Source organism: Carnobacterium sp. (genome assembly GCF_040274945.1).
GTDB lineage: Bacteria > Bacillota > Bacilli > Lactobacillales > Carnobacteriaceae > Carnobacterium_B.
Genome location: NZ_JBEMAR010000001.1, coordinates 181,552 through 198,784 on the forward strand (window position 1 = coordinate 181,552; position 17,233 = coordinate 198,784).

The following is a 17,233-nucleotide window of genomic DNA, read 5'->3' on the forward strand; positions in this document are numbered from 1 at the left end:
TTACCTCCTATAAATTAATCATTCGCATATTGGCTTAAATATTCCCAACGATTCATTTTTTCTTCTAACTCTTTTTCTAAAGTGGCTACTTGTTCTTGTTGTTCTTGTAATAAACTAAAATTACTGCCCGCTTTTAACATTTCTTCTTTAAGCGTTTCTATTTTATTTTCAAGATCAAGCATTTCTTCTTCAATCGTGCTCCACTCTTTTTGTTCTGTAAACGTTAACTTCACTTTTTCATCAACACTAATTGATTCAGGTTGTGTAGCAACTTTTGCAACTGAACCACTATTTTGAACAGAGCGACCTTGTTTTTTCTCTTGTTCTTCTTCTATATAATCTGTAATACTTCCATAAAATGGTCTGATTTTTCCATTACCATCAAATATCAGCAATTTCTCTACGGTTTTATCTAAGAAGTAACGGTCATGGGAAACTGAAATAACTGCTCCAGGGAATGTTTCAATATAGTCTTCTAAAACCGTTAACGTTGCGATATCTAAATCATTTGTCGGTTCATCAAGCAATAATACATTTGGTTGTTGCATTAGTAACTTCAATAGATACAGGCGTCTTTTTTCCCCACCGGATAATTTACCGATAAGTGTACCATGCGTATGGCGCTCGAATAAGAATTGTTCCAATAGATTTGTTACGCTGATTCTTTCACCATTGGTTGTTTCCACTTCTTCTCCAACTTCTTGTAAATAAGAAATTACACGTTTATTGGGATTCATTTCTTCAATTACTTGCGTAAAGTATGCGATTTTTACAGTTTCACCGACAACTATTTCTCCTGAATCTAATGGGAATCTACCAGCTAATGCATTTAAGAAAGTTGATTTACCCGCTCCATTTTCACCGCTGATCCCAATTCGATCTTTCGTTTGAATCAACATGTTGAAGTGATCTAGAATTACTTTCCCACCTAAATTAAGGGATGCATCCTTCAACTCGAATACTCTTTTTCCTAAACGAGAACCTTCTAAATTCATTTCAACTGATTCGTCTACATTTGATTGATTTAAATTGTCTTCTAAGTCTTTAAAGCGACCGATCCTAGCTTGTTGTTTTGTTGAACGTGCTTTTGCTCCAGTACGCATCCAAGCTAATTCTTTCGTATACATTTGTTTTCTTTTATGGTCTGCTACTACAGCCGCTTCTTGTCTTTGAGCTCTTTCGACTACGTATTGTTCATAATTCCCTGTATAAAAAGTCGCATTTCCATGGAACAATTCAATCATTCGATTAACGATACGGTCCAAGAAATAACGGTCATGAGTTACTAGCAGTAAAGCTCCTCGATACGAACTTAAATAGCCCTCTAACCAAGTAATCGTTTCAAAGTCTAGATGGTTTGTAGGTTCATCTAAAACAAGTAGATCCGGTTCTTGAATCAACACTTGCGCTAAGCCAACACGTTTCCTCTGTCCACCAGATAGCGTTCCTACCAATTGCTCTAAATCAATGACTCCAAGTTTGTTTAAAATCATTTTTGCATTTGTATCAGCTATCCAAGCATTTTCATCATTCATTGCCTGTTCAGCTCTTGAATATCTGTTTTGGCATTTTTCATCCATTGGATCTGCTGTTAATAAATCTAAAGCTCTTTCGTAGTTTCTAACAGCGGCTAAAATAGGAGTGTCTCCCTCAAAAACAGCATCGAAAACGGATTTATCTGGATTTAAATCTGGTTCTTGCATCAAATAACTGATGGTATAATCTTTTGGTTTTTGGATACTGCCTTTTTCAGCACTATCGTTTCCAGTAATCACATTCAGTAGATTTGTTTTACCAGAACCATTTACACCAATAAGGCCGATTCTTTCGCCTTCCATTATTGAAAAATTGATTTCATCGAATAATACTTTTTCTCCGTAGGTTTTTGTTAAATTCTGTACTTTTAATTCTTTCATTTTTTATCTCCACTTTCCTCTATTAAACATTTTCATTCATCTTTAACATTCTACCATTTTTTATTCATAATATCTGTAAGTTGCTCTAATTAAGTTTTATTAATCAGTTTTTTGAATTGTGCCAAATCCTCATGGATGGTTTCAACTAATTGTCGATTGTAGAAAATCGACGCCGGATGAAACGTTGGGAAAACGGCATAGTGTTTTTCAGTCCAAGTGTACGTATTGTCTTCTGAAGAAACTAAACGCATTACTGGGCCATGATAAAGTTTCCCATGCTGTTCAGAAACTTTCATTTTTGGACCGAGCAACCTTTGTAATCCAATATTTCCCATCGTCAGAATATAAGGTGTCTGGATTGTTTCTATTTCATAATCTAATAAAGGAGCATGAGCAATCAGTTCTTGTTTAGTGGGTGGGCGATTGTATTTTCGAGAAACAAGTTGCTGAGTTTTGCGATCCATTTTTTCTTTATAACGGTAAGGCCGACTTCTAAAAGCACTTGAAATATAAACTTCAGTACGATCAACTTCCAATAATTCAAAAAAACGCATAAGTTCTTTACCAGCTCTTCCAGAAAAAGGGATACCGTTCACTGCTTCTGTTTCTCCCGGAGCTTCCCCTACTAATAAAAATTTTGGGTGAATAGGTCCTTGCCCATAAACAAAACCTTCAACGTTAAACTCCTGAGATCGTTTCTTAGCCATTTCAACTAAATGGTTTGTTAATATCGTATTCAAATCTATCAACCTCCTACAGTTAGTTTAACCTATTTTATTTAAACAGGTGAATCATTTTGCGCATTCTATTTTTAAACCACACATCATTGACGAATGTAGCGTTTATTTCTATAATAACATTAGGTCCTTTCCTATATTCTATTAAGAAAAGTGACTCGATTCTACTTGAACAGCTTATTAGAGAGGGTGTCGTAGATGGAAAAAGGAACAGTCAAATGGTTCAGTAATGAAAAAGGTTACGGATTCATTGAATACAACGAAACCGAAGACATTTTTATTCACTTTACAGGAATCGCTAATGGAGAAGAGTTTAAATCGTTAAGCAGCGGACAACACGTTTCTTTTGAAATTTTAGAAGGTACAAGAGGCCCTCAAGCAACTAAAGTTATTGTTTTGGACTAACCACACCCTCTTAACTAGATTAATGTTTAAGCAGCTAAAAAAAAACGATACACCTTAGGCGTATCGTTTTTTCTTATTCAATTTTAGACAACTCGTCCCATTTATTTTTCTCCTCTAAAAAAATCAAAGGTGCATTCTTTTTTAGATACTCATAAAATTTCTTTTTGTTTTTTATGTTTAAGTAAATATGAACCACTTTATCTTGATTTAAACATAAACTAACTTCTCTTTTAGCAGAAAACGTTATTTTTTTTACTTCATTTAATGGAATGTACTTGTTGCGGATTCCTCTATAATAACTAAGGTTTAAGCTATTATTTTTTATTCGCAGAGTAGAACCTAGCCCATAAAATACAAGTATTCCAACAAGAATCGTCAAGAAAATCAGTATTAAATTAAACGTTTGTGTTTCCAAAGCTACAATAAGTAGCGAAAAAAATAGTAACCAGCAAATTGACCAATAAATAACTTGAAAAGCTGGTTCTAATGAAAGGGAAAATTTTACTCGAGAATTCTCATCCAATACGTTGCGCTCCTTATACGAAAGTACTGTTATTCTAACATACCCCATCTTAAAAACCCATTTAAAAGAAAGGAAATGAATGAAATATGATAAAACTGTATACAGACGCCTCTACAAAAAATAACCCTGGTCCCAGCGGTGTTGGAATTGTCATCAGTGCTGAAAACAGATATGAACAATTAGCTATTCCACTTGATAAAGTAATGAGCAATCATGAAGCTGAATTTGAAGCACTTATAAAAGGACTTGATTACTTAATTGACCATCAACTAACCGTTGAAACGTTAATGGTGTATACAGATAGTAAATTAGTAGCTTCTGCAATTAAAAAAAACTACGTAAAAAAAGATATCTTTAAAACCTATCTTGTCCTTATTACAGAAAAACTCCATCACTTCCCTTTATTTTTTGTTCAATGGATTCCACAATCTCAAAACAAAGGGGCAGATCAATTAGCAAGACAAGCCTTACAAAAAATACTTTTAAAAAACTAACCCTTTATAAGAAAGAAAATTTTCTTATAAGAGTTAGCTTTTTTATTCTTATTTTTACTTATGCACGTGGCGCTCTAGGAGGACGTTCGCCCCAAAATTGGAATAAGTCCGTTCTTAAAGCTCCATTATACAATTTACGCTTCTTAGTAGCTTTTTCACCATAGAAGGTTTCAAAAGCTAAATCACTTGTAATAATGTATTTGCTCCATGTTTTTAACGGACGATAAACTTGTCCCATTTGTTTGTACAAGTAGTGAACTTCATTTTCTTCACCTAATCGTTCTCCATATGGAGGATTAGCTAAGATCACACCGTATTCTTTTTCTGTCGTAAAATCAGCTACCTGCATTTGTTTGAATGTAATGCTGCTGCCTACTCCAGCTTCATTTGCATTTTCTTTCGCAATTTCAATCATAGTTCCATCGATATCTGAACCCATAATATCCAATTCGATATCATGATCTACTGCAGCTTCAGCTTCCGTACGTACTTCTTCAAAAACACTTTGATCAAACCATTCCCACTCTTCACAACTAAATGAGCGATTAATACCAGGTGCAATGTTATGTCCAATCAATGCAGCTTCGATAACGATCGTTCCTGAACCACATACTGGATCATAGAAAGGTCGGTCTTTACGCCAATTGGTCAATTGAACCAACGCAGCAGCCATATTTTCTTTTAATGGTGCACCACCTTTAGCAGAACGGTATCCGCGTTTAAATAAACTTGGACCAGTTGTGTCTAAGGTTAATGTAACTTTATCTTTTAATAAGGCTACCTCAAGCTGATACAAAGCCCCTGTTTCAGGTAATCGAGTATTACGGTGATAAACTTCGCTCAAACGGTTAACAATTGCTTTTTTTACAATTGCTTGACAATCCGACACACTATATAACTTTGATTTTATAGATTTTCCAGCTACAGGAAAATGAGCATCCATTGGCAATAAATCTTCCCATGGCAATGCTTTTGTTTTTTCAAACAATTCATCAAACTCGTAAGCATCAAATTCACCAACGATAATTTTCACACGATCAGCTGTTCTTAACCACAGGTTTGTTTTAGCTATATCTTTTTCAGTTCCTTCAAAAAAGACTTTACCGTTCTCTACTTGGCACTCATAACCTAATGCTTTGATTTCTTTTCCTACTAAAGCTTCTATTCCGCTGGCTGCTGTTGCAACAAGTTGAAATTTTTTCATATCATTAATTTCTCCAATTCTTCTCAATTTCTTTACATAAATATAAAACCCTCCAAAAAGGAGGGTTCTATACCTGAATCTGTAAATTTCTGTAAGCCATGTTCTGTCTCAGATAAAAAGTCAGGTCTGTTTTATCCGGAGGTAATTATCTGTCTGCAATTACTGCCTCTTCCATCGGTTCAATTCCCTAGGAAAAGTGCCCCTACCAAAGTTTGGGTTGCTCGCTCGAGGGGTTTACCGCGTTCCACCAATACCGTTTCCCGTATTGCTTCGTCACTGTGGCACTTTCAAGAATACTCAAGCATAGTTTTGCAACCTTAGCTCTTTTTTCTGCCGTCTCTCTATACTTAAATAGAGGCCCTGGCTTATGATTTCGCCAGGCACGAACACTACAAGCATCGCAGCTTGTGCGAGCATGGACTTTCCTCAGTTTAGTCAAGCTAAACCGCAATTACCCGAAATTTACAAATATTTTTTACTTGCGAATCATTTTAAACACTTTATTGATTAAAGTTCATCTTCTGTTTCATCTAATTTTGACCCAAATACATGACGTTCTAAATTAGATAAACGTTTTAAGATATCAAAATTAGTCACCGTACTATTCGGTTGAGAAGAATAACTAGGTTTACCAATTGAAGCTTGTTTTGTTAACTCATCAATTTTACTTAATAAACGATCGTTTTCAGCTTTTAATTGAGTAATCTCTTTATTGTAGGATTCATAATCACGAATCACTTCATCTAAGTATTCATCTACCTCAGTTGGGCTGTAACCGCGCATATTTGTTTTAAATTCTTTTTGAAGAATATCCTTTGTTGTTAATGATCTATTTGCCATGTTTACACCTCTTTGTTTGCTTCATCTTCTAACAAAACATTGTTCTTATTTCTCATTATAACAAAGATTATGAGAAATAAAAACTTATTTTTACATTTATATTGCTCTTGCAAAAATAAACTACTAAAAAGACTTCGTTTCATAAAAATAAATCACTCCATTAATACTCTTCTTCAATACTGCTATTTTGTAATTGGTCAACATCTATTAATCGCATTTCAAATTCCGTTGTTTCTTGTTTCTTTTTTATTGCTTGATAGACAAACTTAGTTTTCCCTTCAAATTCAGGATCATATACCAATAGCGCTGCTTGACAATGATCTAATAGAAATGCTTGATGGTTCTTTAGTTGAGATGGATCTTGATATGTTTTATGAGAAGTTGCTTCAACATAGTCTGCTATTTTTTTCAACTCCATCAATTTACTTTGGTTCTTTTCATTCCAATTTGAACCAAACTCTAAAAACGGAAAAATAATGCCAACTTTTATGGTTGGATACTCCTTTTTTAATTCATCCACAACTTCAATAGCCCATTGTTCTGTGCCAAACTGCGCACTTGTTAGAACCCATTCAATTCCTTCTTCAATAAACTGACTAATTTCTTGTTTTAAACATTTTTTTATTACTGCTACTTTCGGATCATCATCTTTAAATACACCTAGTTCGAATGTCCGATATCCGCTAATATATAAGTTTCTCATAAACTCATTTGATTCTCCTTTTCTTTAAAGGCCGTTCTTTGATATAATGAATCTTAGGAGTGTGATTTCATTTGGCTATAAGATATCCTAATGGTAAAACCTATATCCATAGTGACAAAGTTCCACCAAAAAAGCAACTAAACAAACAGATGACTTCATTCAGTAAACGAGGTATGTCCTTAGAAGATGATATTAATGCGAGCAATCAATATTATTTAGCAAAAGGAAATGCTGTTATTCATAAAAAGCCTACCCCTATTCAAATCGTTAAAGTAGATTACCCAAAAAGAAGTGCAGCTGTCATTAAAGAAGCTTACTTTAGACAGGCATCTACTACCGACTACAACGGGGTTTATCAAGGTTATTATCTGGATTTCGAAGCAAAAGAAACAAAAAACAAACTTTCTTTTCCTTTGAAAAATTTTCATGACCATCAAATCGTTCATATGCAGCAATGTATCGAACAACATGCTATTTGTTTTGTTATCATGCGTTTTACTACAAGTGAACGTCTTTTTTTACTGGAAGCAGTCCATTTGATTGAGTATTGGAACAATCAACAACAGGATGGGAGAAAATCGATTCCATTAAAAGAACTTGAAAAGAGCGGATATGAAATGTATTATGAACTCTCGCCGCGCATTCCCTATCTAAAAGTCGTGGATCAGCTAATTGCTAAGCTAGAAAATGTGGACACATTAGCAATAGAATAAATATTAGTTCATATAAGAAAGAAATAGTTCATTCTCTTATTATATTAGAGAATTAAAGGAGTAGATTTAACATGTCAGAAAAAAAAGAAATGTCGCGTGTCTCTAAGAAACAAGCACAAAAATCAAAACATACAAAAAAAGGTAAAAAGAGTAAAAAATCCTCTTCTCCCCTTTGGAAAAAAATCCTTATTGGAATTTTAGCCTTAATAGCAGCAGTGTTGATTGGAGGTATGGGATTATTTGCTTATTACGTTTCTTCTGCACCTGATGTCACAGAAAATAATTTAACCGATACAGTTTCTTCAACATTACTAGATTCAGAAGGAAATGAATTTTTGACTCTTGGAGGAGAAAATCGTGAACTGATATCAGAAAATGATGTTCCCCAAGTTCTAAAAGATGCAATCGTCGCTATTGAGGATCAACGTTTTTATACCCATATCGGTATTGACCCTATTCGTATTGCAGGAGCAGTGGTAGCGAACATCACGGATGGTTTTGCTTCAGAAGGTGGAAGTACGATTACACAACAATTAATCAAGCTTTCTGTTTTCTCAACAGGTGCCGAAGATCAAACGTTAAAACGAAAAGCTCAAGAAGCTTGGTTATCCCTGCAGTTAGAACAAAAATATTCAAAAGAACAAATTTTAACTTTTTATATCAATAAAGTCTATATGTCCGACAATCAATATGGAATGGGAACGGCCAGTGAGTATTATTTTGGTAAACCATTAGCTGAATTAACTTTGCCACAAGCAGCATTACTTGCTGGAATGCCACAAGCTCCAAATGCATATAACCCGCTTACCAATCCAGAAGATGCCACAAAACGACGCAACTTAGTATTAGATATGATGGTGGAAAATGAAGCTATTACCTCTTCAGAGGCTCAAGAAGCTAAATCAGTTGATGTTTCAGAAGGTTTAATCGACCATTCTGGAGAAGAAACAAATAACCTTGTGTTCGACCCATATGTCAAAGAAGTTCTTGCTGAAGTTGAGAGAAAGACTAATTTAGATCCTTATACATCAGGATTGACTATTTATACGAATTTGGATATGGATGCACAACAACGCCTTTACGATATTGTAAATTCCGATAAATACGTCCTTATTGAAGATGAAGACATCCAAACGGGTATTTCTTTAGTGGATGTCAATACAGGACAGTTAAAAGCTCTAGGTGGCGCACGTGATCAAGAAGTTCAATTAGGAACCAATTATGCTACGGAGTTAAATCGAAGTGTTGGATCGAACATCAAACCATTATCAGCTTATGGTCCAGCTATTGAGTATTTAAATTACTCTACTTATGAACAAGTAGTAGATGAACCTTATACGTTTAAAGATGGCACTCCTATCAACAACTACGACAATAACTACGAAGGACAAATTAGTTTACGTAGAGCATTGGTTGATTCACGTAACGTGCCTACTACTAAGATTTATAATGACGTCCCTAGAGAGCAAGCAGATGAATTTTTAACAAATATCGGTATTGATACTTCTACTTTAAATCCTGGAGCAAATAATTTAGTTGAATCAAATGGATTTACTGGAAATATTACTCCTGTTGATTTATCTGGAGCCTATGCTGCATTTGCTAATGGTGGAACGTACACTGAACCTTACACCGTTTCAAAAATTGTTTTAGAAGATGGCGAAGAAATCAGCTTGAAACCTGAGTCAAATAAAGCTATGGAAGAATCAACAGCTTATATGATCACAGATATGTTAAAAGATGTCGCTAGTAATAATTCTTCTAGAGTCGGTTTGAACGGTATCCCTCAAGCCGGGAAAACTGGTACAACAAACTATACTGAAGAAAAGAAAATTGAACACAACATTCCAGAAAATGGCGTGCCCGATAAATGGTACACGGGTTATACAACAAATTATGCCTTGTCAGTTTGGGTCGGAAAAGACGATTACTTTGACTCAATCGATAATACAGGCAGCGAACGCTTATTGCCTCAACAAATTTATCAAGCTTTGATGTCATATGTTTCGGAATCCGTTGAATCCAGTGACTGGACAAAACCGAGTTCAGTTGTTGAAGTAGCTGTTGAAAAAGGTTCAATGCCTGCAAAACTGGCAGGACCTAATACACCTTCAGACAAAATCGTTACAGAATTATTTGTTAAAGGAACTGAGCCAACCGCAGTAGCCGTTGACAGCTCAGAAGAAGAAGAAAAAGAAGAAAGTGAAGAAGAAGAAATCGAATTAAATGCACCGGAAGGCTTAACAGCTACCTATGATGAAGAAACAGATGCTCTATCGATCAAATGGAATGCTTATTCCGAAAAAGATATTTCTTATCTGTTAACGATAGGATCTGAGTCTTATTCTACTAATGATCTTTCTTACATTTTACAGAATCCTCCTGAAGGTGAAATCTCTATTACACTCGCTGTTCAGGCTGGGGATCAAACAGGTCCTGCCGCCTCAACAAGTGTTCTCATCCCTCCTAAAGAAGAGGAAGAAGAGCCTGAAGAGGAAAAACCTGAGGAAGAAAGCAGCGAAAATTCTTCCTCAAGCAGCAGTTCTGAAGAAAGCAGCAGTACTCCACCTGAAAGTTCTTCATCGAGCAGCAGTTCTGAAGAAAGCAGCAGCGCTCCAGATGAAAGTTCTTCATCAAGCAGCAGTTCTCAACCAAGTAATAGTGCTCCAGAAGAATAAAGTCTATCTATTTTTAAAACCTATAAAAAAAGCAAGAAGGTGCGTATCTAAAACGATACACCTCTTCTTGCTTTTTTATTGTACCTTTGCAGGTTTATTTTCTTTCAATAATTGAATACAGATGTCATGATCGTGGTTCCTTGCCGTGCATTGATAACGCCCAAAAAAGATCAATCGATGATGTGCAATACTCCAAAGTTCTTTTGGCAATTGTTGCATCAAGATCTCTTCTACTTCACGAACAGTAGCTTCTGGAGGGCAAATCCCCAATCTCTTCGTCACCCGTTCAACATGTGTATCAACAGCAATTGCTGGAAAATTAAATGCCACACTCAGAACAACGTTTGCTGTTTTCCTACCGACACCTGGTAAAGATTCTAATTCACTTCTTTTATTTGGGACCGTTCCATTAAATTCATCAATTAATTTACGGCAACAGCCTTTAATAAATTTTGCTTTATTACGGTATAAGCCAATCGTCTTTAATTGTTCCATAATATCTTCTACAGGTGCATCTAAAAAGGCTTCTGGTGTAGGATACCTACGAAATAATTCTGGTGTGATTTTATTTACAGAAACATCTGTAGTCTGTGCACTTAACATAACAGCGATCAATAATTCAAAAGCATTTTTATGAACAAGTTCGCAAGTTGCATGAGGAAACAAATTTCCCATTGCCTCAATCATTTGAATTGTTTGCTCTTTAGGTAGCATCTCTTCACCTCTTGTTAAGGATTTTCGTTATTATTTAACCAATTGTGCAAAGGTACTTTAGTAGTCGGTTCTTTAGATACTGAATAAGTTTGCGTTTTAGTGCCTGCTTTTCTGCGACGACTTGCTTCTTTTTCAACTTGATCTTTGGTTCGAATATTCTTTCTTTCCCAATTTAGTAAGATACGATCTACATATTTCAAACTGTATACTTGATTCAAAACTGCTTCTCTTAACGCTAACTCAATTAATTCAATGGCATAATGATCTTCATCCAGCCACATCCCTATCGTCTGCATTTCTATTGGCGACAAAGGCCTACCAAATTCAGCTTCAAATAATTGAAATAAGTCTTGTTCAGATAAATGCTGTTTTTCAAAACGCTGTTGGTTTTCTTGCTGGGAAATAACCATTGCCAGTTTATCCCATAATAAATCCAACCGATAACTGTCACGCGTTTTTCCTTCATTATTTTTTTCTGTTTCAATGATGATCAATTTTTTATTGATTAATTCATGAATCATTTGAAAGGCATCTGAAGAAGAAATTTGCATTCGTTTTGAAATAACTTCTGTGTCTGGAAAATCATTTCCAGCATCAATAAATGATTTTAACTGCAAAACTAAAATCAATTGTTCATTACTTAAACCAAGACTTTTATAATGGGTTAACAAGACATTTGATATCGTCGTATTTCCTGCTTTCAGCCATTTTTGTAATAAATGATTATTCATTGAGTTCTATCCTCCTTATTGTTCTCAATTAAAGGGGTCTTTTGTTGTCTTATACGATTAAAAAACAGCAACTTAGAAAGACTCAAGTTGCTGTACTCGTTTTTTATGGGTAAATACGATTTAACAAGCGCGGGAATGGAATAGATTCACGAATATGCTCTGTTCCACTAATCCATGTTACTGTACGTTCTAGTCCTAATCCAAATCCTGAATGAGGTACACTGCCGTATTTACGTAAATCCATATACCATGCATAGTCTTCTTCTTTTAGGCCAAAGTCTTTAATCCGTTGAGACAATGCATCAAAATCAACTTCACGTTCACTTCCACCAACTATTTCTCCATACCCTTCAGGAGCAATTAAATCAGCACACAACACAACGTCTTCTCTTTCAGGATGTGGCTTCATATAGAAAGCTTTTATAGCTTTAGGATAATTCAAAATAAATACAGGTTTGTCGTATTGAGTTGCAATAAAGGTTTCATGAGGTGATCCAAAATCATCTCCCCAAGTAATATCGTCAAACCCATTTTCATTCAATAAAGTTACTGCATCATCATATGAAATTCTTGGATAAGGCAATTCTGTGTATTTTTTCAACGTTTCTTTGTCACGTTCTAATGTGTTTAACACATCATCACAATTATCAAGAACACTTTGGATCAGATAAGCAACATATTTTTCTTGTACTTCTAAACTTTGCTCATGATCCATAAAAGCCATCTCAGGTTCAATCATCCAAAATTCAATTAAATGACGACGAGTCTTCGATTTTTCTGCTCTAAAAGTAGGACCAAAAGAAAAGACTTTCCCAAACGCCATTGCAGCTGCTTCCATATATAATTGACCACTTTGTGAAAGAAAAGCTTCTTGGTCAAAATATTCTGTGTGGAATAATTCTGTTGAATCTTCCGCAGCATTTGCTGTTAATATTGGTGGATCAACCTTGATGAATCCTTCCTCATTGAAGAAATTATAAGTAGCACGAATAATTTCATTACGAATACGCATAATTGCATGTTGTTTTGAAGAACGTAACCATAAATGACGGTGATCCATTAAAAATTCTGTCCCATGTTCTTTTGGAGTAATAGGATAATCATGACTTTCACCGATTACTTTGATCGATTTCACAGCAATTTCATAACCGAATTTTGAACGTGCATCTTCTTGAATAACACCAGTTAATAGAATAGAAGTTTCTTGATTCAACGATTTCGCTAATTGGAAAACTTCTTCCTCAACTTCACTTTTTACTACGATTCCTTGAAAAAATCCAGAACCATCACGTAATTGTAAAAATGCAATTTTACCACTTGAGCGTTTATTTGCTACCCAAGCTCCGATCTCTACTTCTTCTCCAACATGATTTTTGGATTCTATAATTGTAATATGTTCCACAGTTAAAACTCCTTTAAATAAATTTTGATGGTCACTTATTTTTACTGCCTTGATTATTATACAAGAAAAACAGACTCTATAACGGTCTTTTTTAAGAATCTTTAAATATTTTCAATATCACTTACCCATTTGCCGGATTTAGCGGTCAAAACATAATAACCTAGTCTTCCATTCTCTTGTTTGTAAGAAATCTCCCAAATAGGTGTTTCACCATCAAGGCCGATACGAGCTTCAAGAATATCAACTGCTCCTTTATCTTCGCGTGTCAATGCTTTAGCCTGTTGTTCGGTAATGAATTCATCTTGATTCAAAACCGTTGTGGCTCCACCATCTTTAGCTACTATCACCATAATTTCCTCATCAGATTCGTTTACTCCCGAAACGGAAAAATAAGTCTTATCGCGATTGTACCAATAAAAATCAGTTGCTTTCACTAGACCAGCAGATTCTTTTGCAATGGCAATCGTCTCTTTTTCTGCTTTTTTAATTGGGTCTTGACTAATCAACAAAAGGGTAATTGAGCAGACAAGTATCACACTCATGACAATTGCTGAAGTGATCAGTATTCCTTTTTTCATAAGTATCCCTACTTTTAGTTTATTCTTTTGTTCTTCTTTCATCTGTTGCTTTTAATAGTCTATTATAACAGAAAATCCTTCTTTTTACTGAACATTCCGTTATAAAATTAAATCGTTTAGTTCATTTCCTTCTCTTCAATAGTTAAAAAATGAGACAACTTTTCACCGATTTTTTTAGTTGGTATTTCTTCTATTGGCAATTCTTTCGGTAGTGCAGCTAAAATCTGTTTGCCATAACTTGTTTGGATCAAACGATTATCCAATACAATCATGATCCCTTTATCATTCTCAGAACGAATGAGCCTTCCTAAACCTTGCTTTAAACGCAAGGTTGCTTTTGGTAGTGAATCGATGGTAAATGGATTTAAATGTTTTTGTTCCAAATAGCGATGTTTTGCTTTAACAAAGGGTCTGTCTGGAGATTCAAATGGCAATCGGGTGATGACGATCACACTTAACGATTTTCCAGGCAAATCAACGCCTTCCCAAAAACTATCTGCTCCTAGTAAAATACCTCCTGTAGATCTAAAGAAGCGTTTCAACATACGTTCCCGACTACCTGAAAACCCTTGTGCTAATAACTCACGTCCAGAAACGGAAGATTTTTGTTGAAGTGAAAAATACACTTCTTGTAGCATCTCATAAGAATTAAATAACACCATTGTATTTTCATTTGAATGTTCAATAATATTTTCTACTTGTTCTACGATCATTTGGACATAATCTTTCTTTGATAATGCCTTAATGGGTTTAAGCTCTTTAGGAATCCACAGTCTAGCTTGTTTTTTATAATCATATGGCGAATCAATAACTAATTCCCTTAACTGTGATTCTCCTAGCTGTGCTTCAAAATAACTGAACGAACCGCTAATTTCTAATGTAGCCCCTGTATACAAAATAAAGGGCGTATGATCTAACAATTTTTCTTTTAAAAACTTACTACTGTCTACTTTTGAACGCTTAATAGTGAAGGTATTTTTAGGACTTTTCTCTTTATAAGAAAACCAAGTCACTTCATTATCTTCATTTTTTTGAAAAACAGCATAAAAAATATCTTTTTGAGTTTCAAATTTCGTCAATACATCAAAAAAATCTTCAAGTAAATAGCGTTCTCTTTGGGTTAATTGGTGTTTTTCATTTAATCCATGGTTGACTAATTCAAGCCCTAAATAATTGATTTCATTCATCAATGTCAAAACATTTTTTGACGCTTTTTTTAATGCCAGATTCCAGCTGGTTTCTCTGTTAAATTGAATATCTATTTGTTCTTGTTCGTAAAGCTTATTGGCTGTAGTATTTTTACAATACATCAGTAATTGATGAACAAAATCGGATAGTTCATCCTCTAATGAAAGTAAGTTCAACTCCATATTTTCTATATGAGAACGGTCCATTTCAGGAAGCTGTTGAGTGAGTTGACTCAGTCTACCTAAAAAGCTTTTCTCATCAGGTATACGCCCGATTAGCTTTATTAATTGCTGCATACCGTAATACCCAAAAATTTCGCTGGAAGCTTCTGTTGCTACGTCTGGCAAATGTTGAGCTTCATCAACAATCAGTTTGCCAATCGTTGGCAACTCTTTTTCTTTACGGTTTAAATCATGACATAAAAAAGAATGGTTCGTAATAATCACACTAGCATGCTTGATTTTTTGTTGGGCATGCACATAAAAATCTTCATTGTGCCACAAGTCTTCTTCTGGTTTCGTCAACCAACCACGATGGCGAATTTTACTCCAAAACACATGATTGTAATTGGTTAAATTCAACTCATCTAAGTCTCCAGTCTCTGTTTCAGTCAACCATGTCAGTAACTTCATTTTATAAATGGCTTCTACTTTTTGCTCTATCGGGTCTCTTAATACTTCTTGAAATTTCGTTAAGTGAATATAATGATTTTTACTTTTTAATATGGCTGCTTGCACAGTAAAAGGCAAAATCGTATTTAATTGAACCATGTCTTTTTCTAATAGTTGCTTTTGTAATAAGGTAGTATAAGTGCTGATGACTACTGGTTCTTCAACTGTTGCAATATAAGCTAACGGCACTAAATAACCCAGTGTCTTACCAACCCCTGTAGCAGCTTCAATTGCAAAATGACCCTTTTCATTAGTCGTAAAATAATCAAACACTGCATCCATCATTTTGATTTGTTGGTTTCTGGTTGTCAGCTTCGTCTGAAACAACTGTTCCTTCTTCGCTACAGTTGTTGGGTAACTTACCTCTTCGCGGTAAGCTTTCTGTTCAAAAATAGGTTCCTTGATCTTTATTGCTAAACCATTTTTAATCATAATAGATTCAGAGAGCGGTAATCGCTCCTGTTTCATTTCAGCTAAGAATTTTCCAAAGAAATAAGATGTTTCCATAGTAAGGTGCTCAGAAATTTCAACCATTTTTTCTACAGTAACTAAAGGAAGCTCTTTTAATCTATTCTTCAATTCAAGAAAAAGTTCTGCAGTAACTGCTGCATCGCTATCTGCTTGATGCGGATTAGTGTGTTCAATATTAAATTTGCTGACTAAATCATTTAGCCGGTAACTTGATTCAGTAGGTAATAGAATTTGTGCTAATTCAACGGTGTCTATTCCTTTATTCTTCAATGCTGGCATTCCACAACGCTGCAATTCTCCTGAAAGAAAAATATAATCAAATTGGATATTGTGTGCGACGATAATGCAATCTTCCAATAAATTATAAATGGTTGCTGCAACATCTTCAAAATATGGTGCTAAGGCAACTGATTTATTTGAAAGGCCCGTCAAATGCTCTATTTGTTTTGGGATACTGGTTAGAGGGTTGATTGTTGTTGCGAAACGATGAACAATTTTATCGTCTTCTATTAAGACACAACCAAATTGAATCATACGGTCCCCACTGGCTACATTACCGCCTGTTGTTTCAATATCCACTACAGCATATGTATCTTTATGGTTCAATTTATTCACCTAATTCTTTAGACATAGTATTTTCTTTACCATCATACTATGAAGCTAAAAAAAAAACAAAAAAAGCTCAAGAAAAAATGGACATCCAGCCATTTTCTCTTGAATCATTTAAGTACTAACTATTTATTTTTAGAATTTATCTTTATAGATATCTTTTACTGTCTTTTCTTTATCAATGACAATGTACAACACATTATCTTGAGAAACAAATGAACTTTGATATGCATTATCAATTCGATCAGAATCAATTGCTTCATAAGGAAAATAAACGGTCTCTTGAGCCATAATTTCTACAGAATCTGAATTTTCACTATCTCTATACAGGATATCCATTTTTTCAATATCTGGATATTTCACTGCACGATCAAACATACCCATTTCTAAACCGCCAAGATTAATGTCGCTTGAATTCACTTCATCAGCTTCTGGGAAAATTTCAATTTTTAAAGATTCACACGGGAAAATTTCTTGAAGTTCGCTATTGCCAATGCGCCCAAAGCTTTTTGAAATGTGTTTAATCCATAGATCTCCAATAAACTCTTTATCGATTGTCCAAGTTTCTCCATTTTTAAACGTCATTTTTAATGCCTTAACTTCTTTTTTCATTATTTTCGCTCCCTTTTTTTACTATTTAAAAAGTTTGTGATTCT

General features: G+C 34.7%; 16 protein-coding genes and 1 other RNA gene. 4 read left to right on the top strand and 13 right to left on the bottom strand.

Features of this window, described 5'->3' with window-relative positions; all coding sequences use genetic code 11:
- Nucleotides 1–14: 14 nt before the first annotated feature.
- Both ABS916_RS00870 and ABS916_RS00875 read right to left on the bottom strand, forming a co-directional pair.
- Entirely contained in the window at nucleotides 15–1,916 is a 1,902-nt protein-coding gene (locus ABS916_RS00870; RefSeq protein WP_350450125.1) for an ABC-F family ATP-binding cassette domain-containing protein, read from the bottom strand.
- Nucleotides 1,917–2,005: 89 nt separating this feature from the next.
- Nucleotides 2,006–2,647: a uracil-DNA glycosylase gene (locus ABS916_RS00875; RefSeq protein WP_502880572.1), complete on the bottom strand. Its 642-nt coding sequence runs from the start codon at nucleotides 2,645–2,647 to the stop codon at nucleotides 2,006–2,008.
- A gap of 204 nt (nucleotides 2,648–2,851) precedes the next feature.
- Here ABS916_RS00875 and ABS916_RS00880 point away from each other — a divergent pair, with 204 nt between their 5' ends.
- A complete protein-coding gene (locus tag ABS916_RS00880) occupies nucleotides 2,852–3,058 on the top strand; it encodes a cold-shock protein (protein ID WP_350450126.1) in 207 nt (68 codons plus the stop codon).
- Nucleotides 3,059–3,131: 73 nt separating this feature from the next.
- On the opposite strand, the gene ABS916_RS00885 is transcribed toward ABS916_RS00880, so the two are convergent.
- Nucleotides 3,132–3,629, bottom strand: coding sequence for an EbsA family protein (locus ABS916_RS00885; RefSeq protein ID WP_350450127.1), 498 nt, complete (start codon nucleotides 3,627–3,629; stop codon nucleotides 3,132–3,134).
- A gap of 38 nt (nucleotides 3,630–3,667) precedes the next feature.
- Here ABS916_RS00885 and ABS916_RS00890 point away from each other — a divergent pair, with 38 nt between their 5' ends.
- Complete coding sequence (locus ABS916_RS00890; RefSeq protein WP_350450128.1) at nucleotides 3,668–4,075, top strand: ribonuclease HI family protein; 408 nt, start codon at nucleotides 3,668–3,670, stop codon at nucleotides 4,073–4,075.
- 58 nt (nucleotides 4,076–4,133) lie between these two features.
- On the opposite strand, the gene ABS916_RS00895 is transcribed toward ABS916_RS00890, so the two are convergent.
- From ABS916_RS00895 to ABS916_RS00910, 4 genes are all read right to left on the bottom strand, one after another.
- On the bottom strand, nucleotides 4,134–5,279 hold the full coding sequence (locus ABS916_RS00895) for a THUMP domain-containing class I SAM-dependent RNA methyltransferase (protein WP_035024144.1): 1,146 nt from the start codon (nucleotides 5,277–5,279) through the stop codon (nucleotides 4,134–4,136).
- A gap of 87 nt (nucleotides 5,280–5,366) precedes the next feature.
- An RNA gene (gene rnpB / locus ABS916_RS00900) (RNase P RNA component class B) lies at nucleotides 5,367–5,742 on the bottom strand.
- Between the two features lie 44 nt (nucleotides 5,743–5,786).
- Entirely contained in the window at nucleotides 5,787–6,119 is a 333-nt protein-coding gene (gene gpsB, locus ABS916_RS00905) for a cell division regulator GpsB (protein ID WP_035022704.1), read from the bottom strand.
- A gap of 160 nt (nucleotides 6,120–6,279) precedes the next feature.
- A complete protein-coding gene (locus ABS916_RS00910; protein ID WP_035022701.1) occupies nucleotides 6,280–6,822 on the bottom strand; it encodes an SLOG family protein in 543 nt (180 codons plus the stop codon).
- A gap of 71 nt (nucleotides 6,823–6,893) precedes the next feature.
- On the opposite strand from ABS916_RS00910, the gene recU reads away from it, so the two are divergent.
- Both recU and ABS916_RS00920 read left to right on the top strand, forming a co-directional pair.
- Entirely contained in the window at nucleotides 6,894–7,535 is a 642-nt protein-coding gene (gene recU / locus ABS916_RS00915; protein ID WP_350450129.1) for a Holliday junction resolvase RecU, read from the top strand.
- A gap of 71 nt (nucleotides 7,536–7,606) precedes the next feature.
- The gene (locus ABS916_RS00920; protein ID WP_350450130.1) at nucleotides 7,607–10,213 is read left to right on the top strand and encodes a PBP1A family penicillin-binding protein; all 2,607 of its coding nucleotides are present in this window, start codon (nucleotides 7,607–7,609) and stop codon (nucleotides 10,211–10,213) included.
- Between the two features lie 75 nt (nucleotides 10,214–10,288).
- Here ABS916_RS00920 and nth read toward each other — a convergent pair whose 3' ends face one another.
- From nth to ABS916_RS00950, 6 genes are all read right to left on the bottom strand, one after another.
- On the bottom strand, nucleotides 10,289–10,927 hold the full coding sequence (gene nth, locus ABS916_RS00925) for an endonuclease III (RefSeq protein ID WP_350450131.1): 639 nt from the start codon (nucleotides 10,925–10,927) through the stop codon (nucleotides 10,289–10,291).
- Nucleotides 10,928–10,941: 14 nt separating this feature from the next.
- Nucleotides 10,942–11,658 carry a DnaD domain-containing protein gene (locus ABS916_RS00930; protein ID WP_350450132.1) on the bottom strand — a complete coding sequence of 239 codons (717 nt, stop codon included), beginning with the start codon at nucleotides 11,656–11,658 and terminating at the stop codon, nucleotides 10,942–10,944.
- 103 nt (nucleotides 11,659–11,761) lie between these two features.
- Complete coding sequence (gene asnS, locus ABS916_RS00935; RefSeq protein WP_350450133.1) at nucleotides 11,762–13,060, bottom strand: asparagine--tRNA ligase; 1,299 nt, start codon at nucleotides 13,058–13,060, stop codon at nucleotides 11,762–11,764.
- A 101-nt stretch (nucleotides 13,061–13,161) separates the two neighbouring features.
- Complete coding sequence (locus tag ABS916_RS00940; RefSeq protein WP_035024142.1) at nucleotides 13,162–13,638, bottom strand: cell wall elongation regulator TseB-like domain-containing protein; 477 nt, start codon at nucleotides 13,636–13,638, stop codon at nucleotides 13,162–13,164.
- A 116-nt stretch (nucleotides 13,639–13,754) separates the two neighbouring features.
- A complete protein-coding gene (dinG, locus tag ABS916_RS00945) occupies nucleotides 13,755–16,583 on the bottom strand; it encodes an ATP-dependent DNA helicase DinG (RefSeq protein WP_350450134.1) in 2,829 nt (942 codons plus the stop codon).
- A 129-nt stretch (nucleotides 16,584–16,712) separates the two neighbouring features.
- Nucleotides 16,713–17,189: a hypothetical protein gene (locus tag ABS916_RS00950; protein WP_089974917.1), complete on the bottom strand. Its 477-nt coding sequence runs from the start codon at nucleotides 17,187–17,189 to the stop codon at nucleotides 16,713–16,715.
- Nucleotides 17,190–17,233 lie beyond the last annotated feature (44 nt).